Source organism: Polynucleobacter sp. MWH-UH25E, from assembly GCF_018687095.1.
In the GTDB taxonomy this organism is placed as follows: Bacteria; Pseudomonadota; Gammaproteobacteria; order Burkholderiales; family Burkholderiaceae; genus Polynucleobacter.
In genome coordinates, this window is the sequence record NZ_CP061286.1 from 1,609,746 (window position 1) to 1,629,968 (window position 20,223).

The 20,223-nt window shown below is 46.4% G+C and carries 20 protein-coding genes and 1 tRNA gene; 5 read left to right on the forward strand and 16 right to left on the reverse strand.

Features of this window, described 5'->3' with window-relative positions; translation table 11 throughout:
• Positions 1 to 7 precede the first annotated feature (7 nt).
• The 8 genes from ICV39_RS08410 to ICV39_RS08445 all read right to left on the reverse strand — a co-directional run bounded on the left by ICV39_RS08410 (position 8) and on the right by ICV39_RS08445 (position 8,068).
• Positions 8 to 2,506 carry an ABC transporter permease gene (locus ICV39_RS08410; protein WP_215389647.1) on the reverse strand — a complete coding sequence of 833 codons (2,499 nt, stop codon included), beginning with the start codon at positions 2,504 to 2,506 and terminating at the stop codon, positions 8 to 10.
• Positions 2,503 to 3,288, reverse strand: a complete 786-nt coding sequence (locus ICV39_RS08415; RefSeq protein WP_215389648.1) for an SDR family oxidoreductase — start codon at positions 3,286 to 3,288, stop codon at positions 2,503 to 2,505. The genes ICV39_RS08410 and ICV39_RS08415 overlap by 4 nt, the downstream gene beginning before the upstream one ends.
• 66 nt (positions 3,289 to 3,354) lie before the next feature.
• On the reverse strand, positions 3,355 to 4,350 hold the full coding sequence (locus ICV39_RS08420; RefSeq protein WP_215390964.1) for a tripartite tricarboxylate transporter substrate binding protein BugE: 996 nt from the start codon (positions 4,348 to 4,350) through the stop codon (positions 3,355 to 3,357).
• Positions 4,351 to 4,362: 12 nt separating this feature from the next.
• Complete coding sequence (locus ICV39_RS08425) at positions 4,363 to 4,989, reverse strand: membrane integrity-associated transporter subunit PqiC (RefSeq protein ID WP_215389649.1); 627 nt, start codon at positions 4,987 to 4,989, stop codon at positions 4,363 to 4,365.
• The gene (locus tag ICV39_RS08430; protein WP_215389650.1) at positions 4,986 to 5,921 is read right to left on the reverse strand and encodes an MlaD family protein; all 936 of its coding nucleotides are present in this window, start codon (positions 5,919 to 5,921) and stop codon (positions 4,986 to 4,988) included. Before ICV39_RS08430 ends, ICV39_RS08425 begins: the two co-directional genes overlap by 4 nt.
• Positions 5,918 to 6,712 (reverse strand): ABC transporter ATP-binding protein, encoded by a 795-nt coding sequence (locus tag ICV39_RS08435; protein ID WP_215389651.1) that lies wholly within the window; start codon positions 6,710 to 6,712, stop codon positions 5,918 to 5,920. Before ICV39_RS08435 ends, ICV39_RS08430 begins: the two co-directional genes overlap by 4 nt.
• Positions 6,712 to 7,902, reverse strand: a complete 1,191-nt coding sequence (locus ICV39_RS08440) for an ABC transporter permease (RefSeq protein ID WP_215389652.1) — start codon at positions 7,900 to 7,902, stop codon at positions 6,712 to 6,714. Before ICV39_RS08440 ends, ICV39_RS08435 begins: the two co-directional genes overlap by 1 nt.
• A gap of 89 nt (positions 7,903 to 7,991) precedes the next feature.
• Positions 7,992 to 8,068: transfer RNA gene (locus tag ICV39_RS08445), tRNA-Arg, on the reverse strand.
• An 18-nt stretch (positions 8,069 to 8,086) separates the two neighbouring features.
• Here ICV39_RS08445 and greB point away from each other — a divergent pair.
• A complete protein-coding gene (gene greB / locus ICV39_RS08450) occupies positions 8,087 to 8,587 on the forward strand; it encodes a transcription elongation factor GreB (protein ID WP_215389653.1) in 501 nt (166 codons plus the stop codon).
• Between the two features lie 18 nt (positions 8,588 to 8,605).
• On the opposite strand, the gene ICV39_RS08455 is transcribed toward greB, so the two are convergent.
• The 4 genes from ICV39_RS08455 to ICV39_RS08470 are packed head-to-tail and all read right to left on the reverse strand — an operon-like array spanning position 8,606 to position 12,845.
• Positions 8,606 to 10,987, reverse strand: a complete 2,382-nt coding sequence (locus ICV39_RS08455) for a bifunctional (p)ppGpp synthetase/guanosine-3',5'-bis(diphosphate) 3'-pyrophosphohydrolase (protein WP_371816534.1) — start codon at positions 10,985 to 10,987, stop codon at positions 8,606 to 8,608.
• 15 nt (positions 10,988 to 11,002) lie between these two features.
• Complete coding sequence (rpoZ, locus tag ICV39_RS08460) at positions 11,003 to 11,206, reverse strand: DNA-directed RNA polymerase subunit omega (protein ID WP_173955625.1); 204 nt, start codon at positions 11,204 to 11,206, stop codon at positions 11,003 to 11,005.
• Between the two features lie 44 nt (positions 11,207 to 11,250).
• Positions 11,251 to 11,889, reverse strand: a complete 639-nt coding sequence (gene gmk, locus ICV39_RS08465) for a guanylate kinase (protein ID WP_215389654.1) — start codon at positions 11,887 to 11,889, stop codon at positions 11,251 to 11,253.
• Positions 11,890 to 11,900: 11 nt separating this feature from the next.
• Positions 11,901 to 12,845, reverse strand: a complete 945-nt coding sequence (locus ICV39_RS08470; protein ID WP_215389655.1) for a YicC/YloC family endoribonuclease — start codon at positions 12,843 to 12,845, stop codon at positions 11,901 to 11,903.
• Between the two features lie 35 nt (positions 12,846 to 12,880).
• Here ICV39_RS08470 and rph point away from each other — a divergent pair, with 35 nt between their 5' ends.
• The 3 genes from rph to hemW are packed head-to-tail and all read left to right on the forward strand — an operon-like array spanning position 12,881 to position 15,419.
• Complete coding sequence (gene rph, locus ICV39_RS08475; RefSeq protein WP_215389656.1) at positions 12,881 to 13,621, forward strand: ribonuclease PH; 741 nt, start codon at positions 12,881 to 12,883, stop codon at positions 13,619 to 13,621.
• 19 nt (positions 13,622 to 13,640) lie between these two features.
• On the forward strand, positions 13,641 to 14,231 hold the full coding sequence (gene rdgB / locus ICV39_RS08480; protein WP_215389657.1) for an RdgB/HAM1 family non-canonical purine NTP pyrophosphatase: 591 nt from the start codon (positions 13,641 to 13,643) through the stop codon (positions 14,229 to 14,231).
• Positions 14,232 to 14,237: 6 nt separating this feature from the next.
• Positions 14,238 to 15,419 carry a radical SAM family heme chaperone HemW gene (gene hemW, locus ICV39_RS08485; RefSeq protein WP_215389658.1) on the forward strand — a complete coding sequence of 394 codons (1,182 nt, stop codon included), beginning with the start codon at positions 14,238 to 14,240 and terminating at the stop codon, positions 15,417 to 15,419.
• A gap of 18 nt (positions 15,420 to 15,437) precedes the next feature.
• On the opposite strand, the gene ICV39_RS08490 is transcribed toward hemW, so the two are convergent.
• Positions 15,438 to 16,235 carry an enoyl-CoA hydratase/isomerase family protein gene (locus ICV39_RS08490; protein WP_215389659.1) on the reverse strand — a complete coding sequence of 266 codons (798 nt, stop codon included), beginning with the start codon at positions 16,233 to 16,235 and terminating at the stop codon, positions 15,438 to 15,440.
• Between the two features lie 5 nt (positions 16,236 to 16,240).
• Positions 16,241 to 17,230: a tripartite tricarboxylate transporter substrate binding protein gene (locus tag ICV39_RS08495; RefSeq protein WP_215389660.1), complete on the reverse strand. Its 990-nt coding sequence runs from the start codon at positions 17,228 to 17,230 to the stop codon at positions 16,241 to 16,243.
• Positions 17,231 to 17,306: 76 nt separating this feature from the next.
• Between ICV39_RS08495 and ICV39_RS08500 the strand changes: the two genes are divergently transcribed.
• Entirely contained in the window at positions 17,307 to 18,557 is a 1,251-nt protein-coding gene (locus ICV39_RS08500; RefSeq protein WP_215389661.1) for a CaiB/BaiF CoA-transferase family protein, read from the forward strand.
• A gap of 68 nt (positions 18,558 to 18,625) precedes the next feature.
• Here ICV39_RS08500 and ICV39_RS10055 read toward each other — a convergent pair whose 3' ends face one another.
• Together ICV39_RS10055 and ICV39_RS10060 are read right to left on the reverse strand one after the other, a co-directional pair.
• Positions 18,626 to 19,255, reverse strand: coding sequence for an alkyl sulfatase C-terminal domain-containing protein (locus ICV39_RS10055; protein ID WP_371816535.1), 630 nt, complete (start codon positions 19,253 to 19,255; stop codon positions 18,626 to 18,628).
• On the reverse strand, positions 19,243 to 20,208 hold the full coding sequence (locus tag ICV39_RS10060; RefSeq protein WP_251372666.1) for an alkyl/aryl-sulfatase: 966 nt from the start codon (positions 20,206 to 20,208) through the stop codon (positions 19,243 to 19,245). The genes ICV39_RS10055 and ICV39_RS10060 overlap by 13 nt, the downstream gene beginning before the upstream one ends.
• Positions 20,209 to 20,223: the final 15 nt, after the last annotated feature.

A 20,223-nucleotide genomic window follows, 5' to 3' on the forward strand; every position in this document is an offset into this window, starting at 1 on the left:
GACATCCTTAGCACTCACGCAGACATTGCACTGCTGTAGCCCCTTGAATGCGCTGCTGAAAGCGAAATCCTGCCAACATGGTGGCGCCTACACCGAGGGCAAGACCTAAAGTAATAGATTGGGCAAAAGCGTTAAATTCAATATCCATTACATAACGACCTAAGCACCACGCAGCCGCTCCTGCAGAAATGCCAGCCAGTAAGCCTGCAACCGCTCCAATGATGAATAACTCTGTTATTGCAATCTGCTTGAGCATCTTTTGGGATGCCCCAATAGCCTTCAATAAAGCAGCATTGCGATAGCGTTCATCTTGCGTAGCAGCCATGGCGGTCATTAACACCAGAATCGCTGCCATTAGCGTAAAAATGAACAACAAACCTAATGCCGTGGACAGCTTATTCAGCACATCTTGAATCTGCTGTAAAGATGCCGAGACATCCACCGTAGTGACATTGGGATAGGCTTGGTTAATCTGAAAATCTAAACCATCCAAATTGGGTGCCTGATAGTAAGAAGTGATCCATGATTGCGGCATCGATCGCAACAACGCTGGGGGCATGATGACAAAGAAGTTCACACGCATTGAACTCCAATCCAATTTACGAATGGAAGTTATGGGTGCAATCACCGTCTCACCGGCAACTTCATAAGTCAATTGATCACCAAGCTTTAGCTTTAAGGTCTTAGCAATGCCTGATTCAATTGAAATTTGTGGCTGATCACCTGAAATCCATTCTCCCGACAAGATGCGATTGCCTGCTGGTAATTGATCTGTATAGGACAAATTAAATTCGCGATCAACTAAACGCTTTGCATTCTCATCCGAATAGCTGCCAGGTGAAATATCAACACCATTGACCTGAACCAAGCGACCCCTGACCATGGGGTAAAAGTCAGGCTTAGGGGCACCCGAGGATTCAATGAGCTTAGCTAGATTGACCTTCTGATCCTCTTGCACATTAATCATGAAACGATTGGGTGCATTTTGGGGAATATTGCCACGCCAGGCATTTAGCAAGTCTTGTCTTAATAAGAAGATCAGCAGAATGGCCATGATGGCAATACCTAGTGCACTTATCTGCATTACAGCAAAGCCAGAACGTCGCTCCATCGCTGTATAGGCGAAGCGCGTAGCAAATTGACGCATTGAGATTTTCGAAATAAGCCACAGAGAAATACGAGCGCACAAAGAAAAAATTAACAATGCTCCAATAAAGCTTAGCCCTACCCAAAGCGCTAGCCTCCAATCACGCGCTACCAACACAATCAATGTGGCGCAGCTGGCTAGAGCCAGCACAAATACCCAAAGTGTAGAGATACCAGCAAACTCAAACTCTTTTCGTATCAAACGCATTGGCGATACAGAGGAAAGACTTAACAATGGTGACCCCGCGAAAGCAAAGAGCAAGACCCAGGTGAATGCCGTACTCCAAAGAACAGGAAGCGCAGATGGGCTTGGTAATGAAGCGACTAATAGATTGCTCAATACTTGTATCAGCATTTCTTGTGCGAGAAAGCCGATGATGGATCCCAAGATTGCAGACAACGAACCTAAGGACAACATCGTAATCCACTGTTTTTTCAAAATGGTTCTTTTGGTGGCACCAAAGCATTTCAAGGTTGCGCATACGTCTGCTTGACCAACTGCATAGCGTCTTGCGGATAAAGCGATTGCTACCGCAGAAATCATGGCAGTGAGTAAGGCAACCAAGGATAAGAACTGCTCTGCCCTTTCAAGGGTTTTACGCATCATCGGTTGCGCATTCTCGAGTGTCTCAATACGAATGCCACGTAAATTTTGAGCCTGTATCGATTGATCCGCCCATTCGCGATAGTTGGCGATGGCATTGTCAGAACCCGCTAGTAATAAGCGGTAAGTCACTCGACTTCCTGCTCCCACCAAGCCAGTTGATGGCAAATCATCTAAAGACATCATGACGCGTGGCGCAAAATTCATAAACCCAGCACCTCGATCGAGCTCTTTAACCAATACACCCGTAATCTGAAATTGGCGATCCCCTAAACGAAGTTCATCTCCCAGTTGTACTTGTAAGTTTCGGAGTATGGCTGGTTCAACCCAAACAGTACCAGCTGATGGCCCATGCTTTTGAAGTGCTTCCTTGGAAGATTCGGTACCCATCGGATAGATGCCTAAAGATCCTCGTAAGGGATAAGTCGGGCTAACTGCTTTAATGGAGGCCAACTTACTTTGTTTGTTACTGCTGGCCATGCTTGGAAAGACGGTTGTCTGTGCAGTCTCTAAGCCCAATTGCCGAGCATGTTCAATCAGAGCCTGGGGAATGGGTTGATCCGCTACGATCAATAAATCAGATGCCAAAAGTTGGCGGGCATCAAACTCAAACGCCCGATGCATGCGATCCGCTAGAAAACTAACGCTCGTTAAAGCGCTTACAGAAATCACTAAAGCAGCAAGCAACCACCTGAGCTCTTTCGAGCGCAGGTCTTGCCGCAAAACGCCCAATAGATTCTGAATCTGAGTAATCAAATTGCCTGAATCTGGCCGCCATCAATTCTCATAATGGTGCCAGTGATAAAAGATGCATTCTGACTGGCCAAGAAGGCTGCGGCATCGCCATACTCCTTGGGATCTCCATAACGCCCCATCGGTATTTGACGCAAGCTAGCTTTAACGACATCTTCATAGCTTGTGCCTTCTCGCTTAGCGCGTGCCTCATCTAATTGACGCAAACGATCTGTAGCAACGCGACCTGGCATGATGACGTTAACGGTAACTCCTTCAGCAGCAACCTCGGCAGCCAGAGTTTTTGACCAGCCTAATAATGCAGCACGCAAGGTATTGGAAATTGCTAGGTTCTTAATCGGCGCGATCGCGCCAGATGTTGTGCTCGTAATAATGCGGCCCCACTTACGCTGACGCATTCCAGGAAGCACACGATCGGTAATGGCGATGAGTGAGAGGACCATGTCATTAAAACTTTTTTGCCACAGGGCTGGATCTTGTCCTGCAGCAGGTGTTGGAGGTGGCCCGCCAGTGTTATTGATCAAGATATCAATAGGACCAAGTTCTTTTTCAACCTTAGATACCAAGCCATCAATCACTGATGAATCGGATAAATCCCAGTTTAAGGCTAAGGCAACACCGCCAGCAGCCTCAATTAACTCTACTGACTTTTGCAAACCCTCTTGATTACGTCCGGTAACAGCCACTTTGACGCCTTCTCGCGCTAATGAGACCGCCATAGCCTGACCCAAACCACGGCTAGAAGCCATTACTAACGCCACCTTACCTTTGATGCCTAAATCCATACTATCTCCAGTATTTCTATTGATGTTGCAACTTTTGTTTTGCTATTTTTATCTTTAGTTTTGATCTTAATCCAAAGCCAATTTTTGTTTTGCTACCACTTCTTTATAGACCACATACTCCGCCTTGATCTCTTTTGAGAAGGCTTCTGGTCCATTCACGTTGATGATGGAACCCGTCTCTTCAATGCGCTTCTTAACTGCTGGGTCAGCTACAACGACTTTCAGGGCAGCATAGTATTTATCAACGATATCCTTCGGTACGCCTGCCGGCCCTAATAGGCCGTAATACGCCATGCGGTTCACTGGCGCTAAACCCACTTCCGAGAATGTCGGAACATTTGGCAATTGCGCTAAGCGTTTAGGAGCTGCAACTACAATCGGAACTAATTTTCCATCCTTAACAAATGGCAATGTAGAGGGTAAGTTATCAAAAATCATTGAGACCTGGCCGCCAACGGTATCAGCTAGTGCTGGTCCTGCGCCGCGATATGGGATGTGCACGATGTATACGCCAGCTAGACTCTTGAACAATTCGGTTTGCAAGTGACCGATTCCACCAGTACCTGAACTTGAATAGGAGTACTTTCCAGGATTGGCTTTTAAAACAGCCATAAAGGTTTTGAAATCTTTAGCAGGAAAGGAAGGATTGACTGCGATGATATTTGGAGTTGCGGCGATATTGCTGATCGCTGTGAAATCCGTAATAGGGTCATAACCAATCTTCGGATTAATCGCAGGATTTGCAGCAGTAGTGGACACAGTAGCCATACCGATGGTGTAGCCATCCTTAGGTGCGCGCATCACTTCCAGCGCTCCGATAGAGCCGCCCCCACCCGCTTTGTTTTCGACAATGACTGGTTGACCAAGCTGGCGACCTAATGCATCGCCGACTGCACGGGCAATGATGTCCGTACTGCCACCAGGCGCAAAAGGGACAATCAAGCGAATAGGTTTAGTTGGAAAGTTTTGCGCCTGAGCATACCCAACCAAGCCTAAGGCCAAGATAGTTGTACTTAAAAATGTACGCAAATTGCTTAATGCGCGTATGTTGCCTTGCTTCATCATTCTATATTCCTACATTCCTAAAGGTTTAGGCAAGTTGCCTGCATATTTATATAACTGCTCTTCGTACTGCTTAAAAATTTCTGCAAGCGCTTGCTGCTGGCCTAATACCAGCGCTTCTGGGGTGTTATCTTTCAGCGCAATCCGTTTGGTATAACGATTGGAGCCAAGCAAGGGATTCGTTTTTCCATCATTAGTTGTAGTTAAGAAAAACTCTACGCTGACAACCGCCTCTGGCTTGACACGATAGTCGCCGTAAAACTCATTGACCGTAGCTTGTAATGTGTAATAGGGGAAAAAACTATTATTTTGACCAACAGCTACTGCAAAAATATTGGATTTATTTATCCATTCACGCTCAGCATTACCAATCATCTCTGATGGAATAGTCGAATACACGTTATAAAAGTCTTTCTCATAGCGTTGATCATTGATGCGATACACCAAAGACTTACCGTCAAATGGTGGCGCAACATTGACGGAGCCGATTTTCAACCAGTATGCGCTCTGCTGCTTTAGAGGTGCAGCAGTCCGCTGTGGCGCAACCAACCAACTAGCCGGCGTTACAGGGGCACGTGTCGGCAAAGAACATGCAGACAAAAGAACAGCTAAGATGCCAGCAAATAGATAGTTAATCATTTTGCCACTCCTGATTGAGTTTGATTTCCGTTCATAGGTAAGGTAATTTTGGCTGGGGGCTCACCCCAAATAATGCTCGATGGTGACTGGCTAGCTATTCTTGAGAACTCATTGAGTTGTTCACTGGTTTGCTTCAGGTTTTCAATAGTTAACTGCGTGTCACCCTGCATTGTTGTAACGGTTTGACGTAAGGCAACCACCGTGCCAACCAATTCGCGCATTAAGACATTGAGCTCATCTTTATCTGTCACTTTAGCAATACGCTCCAAAATAACATTCAAGTCTTTAACAGAATTAATCAGGCCTTGATTATTCTTTCCATCACCGGCCATCAAGATATTCAGATTGCCTAATAGTTGATCAAACTTTTGCTGAGTGCCGTCAATATTAAGTTGATTCATGCCATCAATCAGCTTTTGAATTCCAGAGATGATTTCATCAGCTTGATTAGGAAGCGCAGGGATTACGGGATACTCCGGCTTCCAGCTATAAGGCAATTCTGGGTTTTCGCTAGCAGTCTTAGGCAAAAAATCGAACTCAACGTAGTTCACACCAGTGATACCCATAGATTTAACACGAGCACGTAATCCTTTTTTGACAAAATCCTGAATCTGATTAACGTCGACGTTTTCTCCAAAAATCTGCATTCTGACTACAACGTATTGACGACGTTCGTTGTAGGGTATGTCTTTTTCATAGATATCGCCTGTGAGTCCAATAAAACTGACTTGCCCGATCTTGACACCCCGAAAGCGGACGGCAGCGCCAACATCTAGGCCAGTAACGGATTGCTTGATATAGGTCTCAACATAAAAGGATTTCTTAAATAATTGCCCAGAACCAAAAATCAAGATTACCGAAATCAATACGGCAATCGCGGCAATAACGAATACGCCGAGACGAAAATAGTTAGGGTTTGAGTTATTACTCATGCTGCGTCCTTAGTCGTAATGCGATTAAAGAATTGATGTACGCGAGGATCGGTGCTGGTATCGCGCAATACCTTGGGATCACCTTCGGCAATAATGCCTTTGGCGCCCTTATCTAACATGATGACCTTATCGGCAATCGCATAAATACTGGCAAGCTCATGCGACACAATCACAAATGTAATACCTAAATTTTTGGATAAGTCCATGATGGTTTGATCTAGATCTGCCGATGTAATCGGGTCTAGGCCGGCAGAAGGCTCATCCAAAAATAAGATTTTGGGGTCTAGAGCCATTGCTCTGGCAATAGCGGCTCGCTTTTGCATACCGCCGCTAATCTCACTAGGCATATAGGATTCGTAAGGAAGCAATCCAACAAGATCGAGTTTGCAACGTGCCAGCAAATTCATCTGATCTTGCGTTAGCTGGGTGTACTCCTGCATAAATAAGGTGACGTTGTCTAACAGATTCATGGAGCCGAATAATGCCCCCTGTTGATACATCACCCCAAAACTTGTCATGATCTTTTGGCGCTCTGCTCCTTGAGCCTTAGTGATATTTTGCCCTTCAATCAAAACATCACCCGCTAAGGGCTGGTACAAACCAAAGAGATTTTTGAGAAGACTGGATTTACCGCAACCTGACCCCCCAAGAATGACAAAGATCTCACCGTTATTTACCGTGAAATTGAGATCCTTCATCAACACATTCGAGCCATAACCCACAGTAAGGTTTTGCACATCAATGGCATATGGAGTGGAGACAGTATTGAGATTGGTTGCTGGTGTATCCATCAGAAACCTGTCTTATAAGAAATGACAGCAAAAATGCCGTCAACCAACACAATCATCACAATACTGCTCACCACTGCACGAGTTGCTGAGATACCTACTGCTGCAGCACCGGTACCAGTTTGCATGCCGCGCAAACAGCCCATCGCAGAGACAACCACACCAAACATGGTTGCTTTCACTAAACCTGAAAGAATATCCTCTACATCTACGGCGCTCAACATGCCGTTATAGAAATTAACAAAAGGAATACCATAAATTTGCATTGTGCACATCGAGGCAATGATGCTCACAATATCAGCGTATAAGGTCAGTATGGGTGCTACCAATATTCCAGCAAGCACTCTAGGTACAACTAAAAAACGCATCGGACTCAAACCGCCCGAAACGAGCGCATCGACTTCGCTATTGACTGTCATCGTGCCAATCTCTGCAGCAAATGCCGCAGAAGATCGTCCTGCCAGCAAAATAGCAGTAATTAATGGGCCCATCTCGCGGACAATCCCAAGGGCTGCCAAAGGTCCCACAAAGGACACAGCACCAAACTGTTTCATGCCGATGGCAGCTTGGAAAGACAGAATTACACCAATCAGGAAAGCTACTAAGCCCACAATTGGCAGAGCTGCAATCCCCGCTTCAACCGCAGCATTCACAAAATCACCCCAACGCACTTTTGTGATATTTCGCAATGACCAAAACAAATCTGAACTCATATGTCCAGCAAAAGTAACCAGCCCAATCAGATCATCGATCAGATTTTGTGTAGCCATTCCGGTGCTAACAAAAAAACTGCGCTTTATTTTTACAGCTGGAACAGGAAATAAATTATTGATGGGATCAAACTCTTGTAGCAAAGGTTGATAGCGACTATTTAAACCTTGCAACTCAAATTGCGCCCCAGCTTTACTCTGAGCTTCTTCTACTCCGATTAAAAAGGCGATGCCCGCACCATCTAAGGATGTGACAGCGCTAGCGTCAACTGTAAGAGCAGCCTGAGCAAGATTCGCTTTTGAAATGCCAGCAAGCCATGCGTTTTGCGAATCTCGGATCCGGGTCCAGACACCACCCAAGGTATATACATTAATGGCGCCGCTCAGCGCAACTTTGGCATGGTTAGCGTCAATCTGCGACCAAATCGCAATAGGGCTTGCAGAAGGTTGAGAATCCGCAGAAATTGTGTCAGAAACGCTCATAAACGAACTATAAGGTATCTGCAAGAAACCCTCGTGAAATGCTCAAAAATGAAAAAGGGCCCAGTTTTTCAACTAGGCCCTGCATGAGGTGGTGCGGCTGGCAGGAATTGAACCCACGACCCCTTGGTTCGTAGCCAAGTACTCTATCCAGCTGAGCTACAGCCGCAACAGCCATAATTATGCCATGGAAGAGAAGAACTACATCACACCCGCTGGTCACGAGCGCATCAAAGCCGAGCTCTTACAGCTCTTAAACCTTGATAGACCCGAGGTTGTAAAGGTAGTGCACTGGGCGGCCAGCAATGGCGACCGGTCAGAAAATGGGGACTATATCTACGGAAAAAAGCGCCTTCGAGAGATCGATCGGCGGATTCGGTTTCTAAATAAACGCCTTGAAGTCGCTGTGGTGGTCGATAATTCTGCCCGAAAATCAGGCGAAGCTGATGCCGAGCAGATCTTTTTTGGGGCAACCGTGACCTATTCCCCCTTAGAAGGTAAAGATGCAGGCAAAGAAACTGAAATTACGATTGTCGGGGTTGATGAGGTTGATCTTGAAAAAAACCATGTGAGCTGGGTTTCACCAATTGCTAAGGCCCTAATTAAATCCAGGCTCGGTGATTGTGTCACCATTCAAACACCAACTGGCCCTACTGAAATCGAAATTCTGGACGTGCAGTATTTGTAAATAATTGCGCCGCTAGACTTACAGCGCGCGGGTACGAGTAACGCGCATCACATCAGGATTGGCTCTTAAGCTACGCATTACCTTCGAGAGATGTAATCGATCAAATACTTGGATCGTAAAGCGAATAGTCACCGAGTCTTCTTTAAAACGATCTTCCATCGATACATTCATGATGTTGGAATCCGCAGCAGTCACACTGCTTGCAACACGTGCCAAGACACCCTTACCTTGCTTAGTATCAATAGCTAGATCGACTTCAAATTCGCGATTGAGGTCTTTACCCCACTCTACCTCGACCCACTTATCGCTATCTTTTGAAAGCATGCGCAAAGCGACTGGGCAATCATTGGTGTGAACTTGTAAGCCCTCGCCCTTACCCAAGTAACCAATGATGTTATCGCCTGGAATTGGATGGCAGCAAGACTGGAAGTGAATGGAATTACCTTCGCGACCATCTACCAAGATTGCTTGGCGCTGGTGCTGGGCAATCTCTTGACTCGGATTAACCCAGTCAGCCGCGCCCAGACGCATTTGTTCTGAACCACCTTCATCATCAATCAAAATCTTTAGGCGAATGGCCAGCTCTTGAGGCGAACGACGACCTAGAGCAATATTGACGCAAGCCTCTTCACGAGTTTTATCACCCGTCCAGTGCATCAACTTCTCCCAAATCTCTGGAGTAATGAGTGCCGCATCAACACCTTGTTGGCGTAGGCTATTAGCTAAGAGGCGCTCACCCAACTGAAGTGACTCAGAATAGTGTTTGGTCTTGAGTGAGTGGCGAATGGAGGCTCTGGCCTTACCAGTACGAACAAATGCCAACCAACCGGGATTGGGTTGTGAGTTTGCAGAAGTAATTACTTCAATGATGTCGCCATTCTTGAGTTCACTGCGTAATGGCAATTGCAGGCCATTAATCTTCACAGCCACACAGGTGTTACCCAAGTCGCTATGAATGGAATACGCAAAATCTAGAGCCGTTGCACCTCTTGGTAAGGCACGAATTTGCCCAGCAGGTGTAAACACATAAACTGCGTCAGGAAACAAATCAATTTTGACGTGCTCTAAGAACTCTTGCGAGTCACCGCTACTATCCTGAATATCAATCAGCGACTGCAGCCATTGATGAGCGCGATTTTGCACTTCGCTCATATCGGGCGAGCCTTCCTTATAAGCCCAGTGAGCCGCAACGCCAGCTTCGGCCACTGCGTGCATATCCGAAGTACGAATCTGAAACTCCACTGGCACGCCAGAGGGGCCCAACAAGGTCGTATGCAAGGACTGGTAACCATTTAGCTTTGGAATGGCAATGTAGTCCTTAAACTTGCCTGGCATTGGCTTATATAGAGAATGCAAGATTCCTAATGCTCGGTAACACTCATCGATGGTGCTGACCGTTACCCTAAAGGCGTACACATCTAAAACCTGTGAGAAGCTTACATGTTTGGTGCGCATCTTGTTATAGATGCTGTAGAGGGTTTTTTCACGGCCACGTAAATCCACATTCAGATTGGCTTTTGCAAAGGCCATGCGCGAGGCCTGCAAAATCTTCTCGACCATCTCCTTACGATTACCACGCGCCCGCTTAACTGCTCCTTCAATGACCCTAAAACGCATTGGCATTGAATAACGGAAACTGAGATCTTGAAGATCTCGATAAATGACGTTTAGACCAAGACGGTGGGCTACAGGCGCATAGATTTCGATGGTTTCAGTTGCTACCCTACGACGCTTAGCCATCGGTACGGCATCCAAAGTGCGCATATTGTGAGTGCGATCAGCAAGTTTGACCAAGATCACACGCACATCGCGTGCCATTGCCATGAACATCTTGCGAAAACTCTCTGCTTGCGCTTCAGCGTGGCTTTGGAACTCCAATTTATCGAGCTTAGTAAGGCCTTCCACAAGCTCAGCAACTTTGGCGCCAAACTTTTCAACAAGATCGGCTTTAGTGCTGCCCGTATCTTCGATCACATCATGCAGGAGCGCTGCCATGATAGACGGGGCATCTAGGCGCCAAGTGGCGCAGAGCTCTGCTACTGCAACGGGGTGCGTGATGTAGGGCTCACCACTGTGACGGTATTGACCTAGATGTGCCGCATCGGCAAACTGAAACGCTTTTTTTATCTGCGCTACTTCCTCAGGCTTGAGATAACTCAACTTAGAGAGCAAACCATCAATCGAGACGACTTGATGCTTTAAAGGACGGTCAGGAGCTGAAGTCGGACCAAAGAGATGGCGACTCGATTGTGCGAGCAGACTCGCAATGATGGACTTCTTGTTTGCTTTTAAATTTGATTCTGGATCGAGCAAACTAGCCTGCTCTTTAGACGTAGAACCGCCTACGAATTCCGATGTGTTTTTAGACCCTGATGGTCCAGTTCCTAGAGGGAGCTCCACACCGGAACTCCTAAATTACAAAGGTACTTTGGTCAGCATGTCACGGTCAGTCGCACCTGCAGCTACTTCGCGCAATGCAACTACCGTAGCTTTATCTCTGGACTCAACACGTGGAGAGTGACCTTGAACTAATTGACGTGCGCGATAAGTCGCAGCCAATACCAGTTCAAAACGGTTTGGGATAGTTTTAAGGCAATCTTCTACAGTAATACGGGCCATGCTGAACTCACTTAAATTAGCTTCAATACCGATAGGATACCCGATTAGACCCCTAGACGCCTCAAAAGCGCTGGATTACGGGCCATGGCAGGTCCAGAACGCAGGCGACTGGAGGCCAAAATATGCTTTAAATCCACTAGGGCCTGCTCAAAGGAATCATTGACCACGATGTAGTCCGCTTCATGGGCATGCATCAGCTCCACATGGGCAGCTGCTAAGCGGCGCTGAATGGTTTCCTCGTTATCCTGTCCGCGCTTACGTAGACGCTCTTCTAAGGCCTCAATTGATGGAGGAAAAATAAAGATCCACTGCACTGAGGGAATCAGTTTGCGAATCTGTTGTGCGCCCTGCCAATCGATCTCCAGCATCACATCATTACCCGCCTGCATCTGAGATTCGATCCATGGTTTAGATGTGCCGTAAAAATGACCATGCACTTGTGCCCACTCTAAGAAGTGACCTTGGTCACGTTCGGCAATGAATTCTTCCTGAGAAGCAAAACGGTAATCTTTACCATCTACTTCACCTGGTCTTGGTGAGCGAGTAGTTGTTGATAGAGACAACTTAAGAGCAGAGTCATCTTGCAATAATGCATTTACCAAAGAAGACTTACCCGCACCAGATGGCGCAACAATCATCAACATACTGCCTTGATAAGATGGTGTCGAATTTGAAGTGGTCATATATCGATCGGTTACTCTAGATTCTGAACCTGTTCACGCATTTGCTCAATCAGAAGTTTGAGCTCTAGAGCTGCTTGAGTACATTCTTCGGAAACTGACTTAGAGCTGAGGGTATTGGCCTCGCGGTTTAGCTCTTGCATCAAGAAATCCAGCCTCTTACCTACAGGGCCCTTTCCAGCCAAGGCAGTCTGGACCGTATTTAAGTGCGTCTTGAGGCGCGCGAATTCTTCGGCAACATCAATACGCACCGCATACAGAACAACTTCCTGACGAATGCGCTCCATCAACTCAGAACTAATGCCTTTGCCCAATTCTTGACCAGCCAAAGATTCAGACAAACGCTCGGTGAGTTTTTCTTGATATTGCGCAACATACTCAGGAACCTTGGGTTCAATGTTGGCAATAATTTGATTCATCTTCGTAGTGATATTGGTAAGCACGGTGACCAAAGCCTTACCTTCAGCTTGACGACTCTTCATGAGCGCATCTAATGCAGCGCGCCCTGCTTCTATAGTCGCAGCAAGCCAACCCTCTTCTTCGCCACGAGGCTCAGCAACAATGCCAGGCCAACGCAAGATTTCGCCAATGCTCAATTCTCTGGCTTTGGGAAAAATATCTTGAGCACGCTCTTGCAAGGTATAGAGTGCATCAAGACGCTCTTTGCTGATCGCTCCCAAGGCATGGGATTCAGAATGGGCAACTCCAGAGCCGCTGGGTTTGCTCGAATTATTAATGCGCCAAGCAGCCCGAAACTCCACTTTGCCTCGGGAAAGGCTTTGGGTCGTCATTTCTCGGAGGGTAGGCTCCGCGGCACGGCACTCATCCGGAAGACGAAAGCCCAAGTCCAGAAACCGGCTATTTACAGCCCGGCATTCCACCTGCAGATCTGCGACCACCCCAGCCCCTAAGGAGACTTGGCGAGAAGCGCTGCCATAACCAGTCATGCTCGATATCATATGGACATTGTAGATTCTTTATTTAGGACCCCGCCATGAGTAGCACCACCGTAGCCAATATTGCCCGTCCAAGCGGTCGCCAGCCCAAAGACTTACGCCCCGTAACAATCTCACGCAGTTTTACCAAGCACGCAGAAGGCTCCGTCCTAATTGCCTTTGGCGATACCAAGGTTCTGTGTACAGCCAGCATCCTAGATAAGGTGCCTCCACATAAACGCGGTTCTGGCGAGGGTTGGGTTACCGCTGAGTACGGCATGCTCCCACGCTCAACGCATACTCGTAGCGATCGCGAAGCAGCCCGTGGCAAACAATCCGGACGTACTCAAGAAATCCAACGCCTCATTGGCCGTGCAATGCGTAGCGTCTTTGATCTCAAAATTTTGGGTGAACGCACTATTCATCTAGATTGCGACGTATTGCAAGCTGACGGTGGTACACGCACTGCATCCATTACAGGCGCTTATGTTGCTGCGCGCGATGCCGTCAATCAATTACTCAAAGATGGCACCCTAACACAAGATCCCATCATCGATAGTGTTGCCGCTATCTCGGTAGGAATTTATCAAGGTGTGCCGGTTTTAGATTTGGATTACCTCGAGGACTCTGCTTGCGATACCGATATGAATGTCGTCATGACAGGCAAAGGTGGCATGATTGAAGTACAAGGTACTGCTGAAGGTGCGGCTTTTTCTAGAGCCGAGCTCAATGCATTATTAGACTTGGCTGATCAAGGCATCAAAGAGCTCACACAATTGCAAATTGACTCACTTAAATAAACTGATATTGAATTAAGCAATGCAAAAACTGGTTCTCGCCTCCAATAATGCTGGCAAGGTAAAAGAGTTTCAGGCGCTTTTAGCCCCGCTAAACTTTCAAGTGATTCCACAAGGCGAATTAGGCATTCCTTCCGCAGAAGAGCCTCACTGCACCTTTGTAGAAAATGCGCTTGCTAAGGCGCGGCATGCTAGCGCAGCATCCGGCCTACCAGCGCTGGCTGATGATTCAGGCATTTGTGCGCATGCTTTAAATGGTAGTCCCGGCGTTCTTTCGGCTCGTTACACAGGCGAACAAGGTGACGATGCGGCCAATAATCAAAAACTGATTCAAGAATTAAAAGATCAGCCGGATCGAGGCGCTCATTATGTTTGCGCTTTAGTTTTTGTTAATAGCGCCAATGATCCAGAGCCAATCATTGTGCAAACCCGTTGGTATGGGCAAATTATTGAACAGCCCGCGGGCTCTAATGGCTTTGGCTATGACTCCCACTTTTTTCTACCCGAGCAAAACTGTACTGCAGCTGAACTAGAGCCTGCCCAGAAGAATGTAATCAGTCACCGTGGTCAAGCGTTACGTGAACTAATAGAGCAGTTGAAATTACGCAACTGAAATCCCGTGCTTAACTCAAATCCTAACAAAGTGAGCCTTACTGTATTGCCACCATTGGCTTTGTATGTTCACTTTCCATGGTGTGAGAAGAAATGTCCTTACTGTGATTTCAACTCCCATCAAATTAAAGAGGGCAAGACTGGTTTTGATGAAGAGCGTTATATCAACGCCCTCATTGCAGATCTTGAAACTGAATTACCCAATACTTGGGGACGCCAAGTTCATAGCATTTTTATTGGCGGCGGCACCCCTAGCCTACTATCTGCACAAGGTATGGATCATTTGCTGTGTGCTATACGTGCTCGCGTGAACTTAGAGCCCGATGCTGAAATCACCATGGAGGCTAATCCTGGGTCTATCGAGGCGGATAAATTCGCTGGGTTTGCCAAAGCAGGCATTAATCGAGTGTCAATCGGGGTTCAAAGCTTTCAAGATGAGCAGCTTAAAGCTTTGGGTCGCATTCACAGTAGCATAGAAGCTAAGCGCGCAATTCAGATTGCAATGAAGCACTTCAAATCAGTAAATCTTGATTTGATGTACGGTTTACCCAATCAAACTCTAGAACTAGCTAAGGCGGATATCGAAACCGCTCTTTCATTTAAGACGCCTCATCTGTCTTTTTACAACCTGACACTTGAGCCCAATACCTACTTTGCTAGCTTTCCACCCAACCTTCCTAGCGAAGATGTAATTGATGCGATCTATGAGCAAAATTTAGATCTACTAACTAAAGCGGGCTATCACCGTTATGAAGTATCTGCATATGCCCAGAAAAATCAAGAGTGCAAACACAATTTGAACTACTGGCGTTTTGGCGATTACATTGGCATTGGCGCAGGAGCACACGGCAAAATTTCCTATCCGGATAGAATCACCCGACAAGTCCGAGAGCGCCAACCTGAGGCCTATATGACTGCGATGGAATTCAAAGGTAATGCACTTATTGAAAATCGCGAAATTGAAGCTAAAGACCTTCCCTTTGAATTTATGCTCAACACCTTGAGGCTGACGGAAGGCGTAGATACCAATACCTTTAGCGAGCGCACTGGCTTGCCTTTGAGCGTTATGAGCAAAAGCCTTGGTGAGGCAAGCAAAAAAGGTCTTTTAGATGAAAATCCCAGCAGACTAAAAGCCACCGCATTAGGAATTCGCTACCTCAATAATCTGCAAGAGCTGTTTTTGAATTAAGCCTACACAGTTAGATTGCTACTTTCCAATCCAAATGGGTGACTCACCTTTTAAAAATGCAGCAACACCATTCTTAAAGTCGGCACTACCATATGTTTCACTAATGAGATCGTTGCAATCGGGCAGATTATTTTTAATAAGCCTTGCAAGAACAAACTTGCTTGATTTTTGCGTAATCGGAGCCAATTTACTGAGGCGCACTGCTAAATCATAAGCCTCTTGACTAAGTTGATCTTGATTATGGATGGCAAAGACATAGCCTTGTTTTAGCAACTCTTCAGCAGGAATCATTTCTGCTAATAGCAGCATCCGTTTCACTATATTGACATTTAGATGCGCCAGGAGCCAAGCGATATTGCCTGCCGATAAACAGTTACCGAGCGTTTTGGCAATGGGCACCCCAAACTTTGCACCTGGAGTGGTTATCCGGAAATCGCAGCAGCTCGCAATGGCCAAGCCACCCCCTACCGCCATACCGTCAATCACAGCGATGGTTGGAAATGGCAAGGTGACCAGTGGAGCGAGATAGCTATCAATACCCTCTTCGTAGCGCACACCATCATCGCCGCTATTGAAGTTAGCAAACTGCGCAATATCACTGCCAGAGACAAAGGACTTACCTCCGGCACCCCGAAAGATAGCCACACGAACCTTTGGATTTTTAGCTAGATCTTCGCAGATAGACTTTAAGGATTCATACATGCTAACGGTCATCGCATTGCGTGCCGCCACATGATCAAAAGTAATATGGGCAATGTTGTCGCGTATCTCTAATACGACCTGCGCAACATTACCCTCTTTACCAGACTCACTCATACAATTTATTCAGCTTTGATGTTTAAGCTCTTCACAAGACGCTGATATTTAGCAAGCTCTCCAGCCAAGAACAAACTAAAGGCTGCCGGTGTTGCAGGGCCTTCTGGTTGCAATCCTTGAGCATCTAGTGTCTTTTTAATTTCAGGATCATTCATAGCGGCTTTAACGGCCTGATCAATCTTATTTACCACCGCTGGATCCATCGCTTTAGGCCCCATCACTGAATACCAATTAGTGACATCAAAACCAACAATCCCGACTTCCGTAAATGTTGGCACATTGGGTAACAGTGATAAACGTTTTGGTGTTGAGATGGCTAATGCCTTAAGGTTACCCTGACGAATTTGTTGCAAGTTTGGCGGCAACGTATCAAAGTTCATCGTGATTTGACCGCCAAGCAAGTCAACAATTGCCTGACCACTGCCTTTATAAGGAACATGGTTCATCTGGATGCCGGCAATCTTAGAGAACAAAGCTCCAGCCAAATGCTGAGTACTGCCAATGCCTGATGATCCATAAGTCATCTGACCTGGATTTTGCTTGGCAAGGGAAATTAGTTGCGCCACTGAATTTACTGGCAATGAAGACTTCACAACCAACACATTTGGCACGTAACCCAAATAGGTAATCGGCGTGAAATCCGTCACCGGATTGTATGGCACATTGGGCAATACAAACGGAGAAATCGCATTCGAATTCGAGTGCCCCATTAGCAAGGTATAGCCATCAGGACTAGACTTTGCAACCAAGTCGGCACCAATGGTACCAGCCGCCCCCGATCTATTTTCTATAATGACGCTCTGCCCAAGAACTTCACTCATCTTCGGCGCAATTGCACGAGCAACAATATCAGTGCCGCCACCAGGCGCGAAACCAACGATGAGGCGAATCGGTTTTGTTGGGTAGGCCTGCTGTCCTACCGCAAAAAATGAACTTGTGGCCAGCGTGATTGCAAGCAAGCTACGCATAGCCCATTTAGGCGTTTTAACCAACATAAAGTCTCCAAAATTGTTTTAATTGTCTTTGTTAAGATTGCAAGTTCATTCTATACATATAAAAACAATTGAGACAATGACGAAAACACCTAAAAATGACGCCTCAGATGGCACACATCAAGGATCTTATAAGCCATTACCCCTATTGGGAGTGCGCGTTCTTGACGTAAGTCAAGTAATGGCTGGTCCTTACTGCTGCATGCTCTTAGCCGACCTTGGCGCCGATGTCATCAAAGTTGAGCCGCCAGGCACAGGAGATCAAACTCGTGGCGCCATGGGATTCAAGATGAAGGGCTCAGACAGCATGGGCTTTCTGAATATGAATCGCAATAAGCGCAGTCTCACCCTCAATCTCAAATCTGAATCTGGTAAAAAAGTGTTCTTCGAGTTGGTCAAGACAGCCGATATCTTGGTTGAAAATTACCGTCCAGGTGTAATGAAAAAACTTGGCATTGACTATCTCTCTTTACAAGCGATGAATCCAGGTTTGATTTATGCCAGCATCTCTGGTTTTGGTCAAACTGGACCGTGGGCAGATCGTCCTGGCTTTGATTTAATGGCGCAAGCTATGTCTGGTGTGATGAGTGTCACCGGCTATCCAGATGGACCACCAGTCAAAGCTGGCGTTCCTGTCGCTGATATTGGCTGCGCACTATTTGCGGTTTACGGAATTTTGTCTGCGTATATTGGCAAAACCAAAACAGGTGAAGGCCAATTTATTGATGCCTCACTTTTTGATTCTGCTTTGGCTTTTTCTATCTGGGATACCGCGCAGTATTGGGGAACAGGAGTCGAGCCCTACAAGCTAGGCACAGCCAATCATATGAGCGCCCCCTATCAAGCCATGAAGGCTTCTGATGGATATTTTGTGATGGGCGCTACCAATCAAAAACTCTGGAAGTTACTTTGCGACAAAATTGAGAGGCCCGAATTATTTGAAGACGCCCGCTTTAAAACCAATCCTTTACGATTAGCAAACCGTCTTGAGCTTGCTACTGAATTAGAAAAGTCGTTTGCCAGGAAAACTAGCCATGAATGGGTAGACACACTACTCGCAGCTGGAATACCAGTTGGCCCCATCAATACCTATCCCGAAGCTTTTGATAGCGAACATGGCCGCCATCGCAAGATGCGCATGGAAATCGATCACCCGATTGAAGGCAAGGTTCCCAATATTGGCTTTGCCGTCAAGATGAACGGCACCCCTCAGCAGGTTTATCGCCACCCTCCTTTGTTGGGCGAACATACCAGTGAACTACTTGCAGAACTAGGCATTGCTGGTGAAGAACTTAAATCACTGAAAGCTGGTGGTGCTTTTACGGCCTGAGAAATAAATCGTTTCAGACCAGAGAAATGGACTCCTAGGAGCCCATTTTCAACTATTCACTTCTTGGCTTAAGCACCATCAGAGTTGGCAATGGGAGGAACCTCAAAAGGATCCTTGCTTGGTTTGACTGGTGGCGACTTAGCCTTGGTGCCAGGCAGCAATTCAAAGTCTGGAGCAAAAGTGGTCATAGTGCTACGCAATTGATCAAATGCTTTGCGATCACCCTCAAACTTGGCTTTTCCTTCGGCTTGAAGTTTTTCAAAAGTCGTTTGACCGCCCATGACTTTTTCTAAGTCAACACGATTCACGGTGATGGTCAGATTTGGATTTTTATCCTGATAACCCTTGATATTAGTCAGCGCAGAATTATTCATCTCAACAACAAACTTCTCACCATTATCTGGAGTGTTCAGGTTGATAGTGAACTTCATGCCAGCAGCTTTTTTACTATCCATACTGATTGCTAATGCGTTAAGCCAAAGCTCTGTAGTCATCGCCCTGATCATATCGGGTCCATTGGTCTTAGGTGATGCGCCAGCAGGCATGCCGTGACGCAACTCGTATGCCGCACCAAGAAAACTATTACGTACGCTAGGACTTTCTTTTTGATAACCAATTTGCTCAAAAATGTCTGCTAGCAAGTCTTTAGCAGCAGTATTGTTAGGCTCCGCATAAACCAACTTATTTATGATTTCCATGGATTCGCGATATTTACCCTGCTGATAGAGCTGCTTACCCTTTGCCATGATTTTGCTGGAACCCCCCCCATCATCTCAACATACAGTGGCGCAGAATCTTTTGGAGACAATGGTAATAAAGTCGCAGGATTGGCATCCCAGTAACCCAAGTAACGATTAATCACTGCACGGCTGTTGTGCTCTTCTGAGCCATGGTAACTATGGGCTGCCCATTGCTTTTTTAAACTCTCAGGCTGTTTATAAACGTTATGCACTTCGTTAATCGTCACGCCATTATTCGCCAAGTGAAGCACTTCATTGTTCAGGTGCGCATAGCTATCACGCTGTGTACGCATTACTTCTTGAACACGTTTATTACCCCAACGCGGCCAAGAATGCGAAGCAAACATTACCTGCGCATCATTGCCATAACGATATAAAGCATTGTTAATGTTTTTAGACCATGCCAAAGCATCGCGTACTAGTGCACCACGCAAGGTGTAGATATTGTGGATGGTACCGGTAATATTTTCAGCAGCCCAGAATGCTTTGAACTGCGGGAAATAGGTGTTCATCTCAGCTGGAGCCTCGGTACCTGGTGTATTTTGGAACTCCATTTCGACACCGTCTACTGTCATTTTTTCAAATGGCTCATTAATCAGAATAGTTGGTTCAATTAAACCTAGGTTACCGGCGGCAGTATTTTTACCAATTGATTGGTCAACGTGACCAAATGGACTGCGAGGTAATAAGACGCCATATTGAAAATACAAACGGCGCGTCATGGCATTACCAGCATAAACATTTTCTGCTACGGCATGGTCCATGAAACCGGCTGGGGCAATGATTTTTACCTTACCACTTTTCACATCCGCCTCTTCCACCACACCACGAACACCCCCAAAGTGGTCTGCATGTGAATGAGAATAGACCACCGCTACTACAGGTCGCTTTCCTAGTTTTTCATTTACCAACTCTAAAGCTGCTCT

Coding starts and splice junctions, on each gene's coding strand:
- ICV39_RS08415 (WP_215389648.1), bottom strand. CDS start 3,288: ATGGATTTAGGCATCAAAGGTAAGGTGGCGTTAGTAATGGCTTCTAGC.
- ICV39_RS08420 (WP_215390964.1), bottom strand. CDS start 4,350: ATGAAGCAAGGCAACATACGCGCATTAAGCAATTTGCGTACATTTTTA.
- ICV39_RS08425 (WP_215389649.1), bottom strand. CDS start 4,989: ATGATTAACTATCTATTTGCTGGCATCTTAGCTGTTCTTTTGTCTGCA.
- ICV39_RS08430 (WP_215389650.1), bottom strand. CDS start 5,921: ATGAGTAATAACTCAAACCCTAACTATTTTCGTCTCGGCGTATTCGTT.
- ICV39_RS08435 (WP_215389651.1), bottom strand. CDS start 6,712: ATGGATACACCAGCAACCAATCTCAATACTGTCTCCACTCCATATGCC.
- ICV39_RS08440 (WP_215389652.1), bottom strand. CDS start 7,902: ATGAGCGTTTCTGACACAATTTCTGCGGATTCTCAACCTTCTGCAAGC.
- greB (WP_215389653.1), top strand. CDS start 8,087: ATGGAAGAGAAGAACTACATCACACCCGCTGGTCACGAGCGCATCAAA.
- rpoZ (WP_173955625.1), bottom strand. CDS start 11,206: ATGGCCCGTATTACTGTAGAAGATTGCCTTAAAACTATCCCAAACCGT.
- gmk (WP_215389654.1), bottom strand. CDS start 11,889: ATGACCACTTCAAATTCGACACCATCTTATCAAGGCAGTATGTTGATG.
- ICV39_RS08470 (WP_215389655.1), bottom strand. CDS start 12,845: ATGATATCGAGCATGACTGGTTATGGCAGCGCTTCTCGCCAAGTCTCC.
- rph (WP_215389656.1), top strand. CDS start 12,881: ATGAGTAGCACCACCGTAGCCAATATTGCCCGTCCAAGCGGTCGCCAG.
- rdgB (WP_215389657.1), top strand. CDS start 13,641: ATGCAAAAACTGGTTCTCGCCTCCAATAATGCTGGCAAGGTAAAAGAG.
- ICV39_RS08490 (WP_215389659.1), bottom strand. CDS start 16,235: ATGAGTGAGTCTGGTAAAGAGGGTAATGTTGCGCAGGTCGTATTAGAG.
- ICV39_RS08495 (WP_215389660.1), bottom strand. CDS start 17,230: ATGTTGGTTAAAACGCCTAAATGGGCTATGCGTAGCTTGCTTGCAATC.
- ICV39_RS08500 (WP_215389661.1), top strand. CDS start 17,307: ATGACGAAAACACCTAAAAATGACGCCTCAGATGGCACACATCAAGGA.
- ICV39_RS10055 (WP_371816535.1), bottom strand. CDS start 19,255: ATGGAAATCATAAATAAGTTGGTTTATGCGGAGCCTAACAATACTGCT.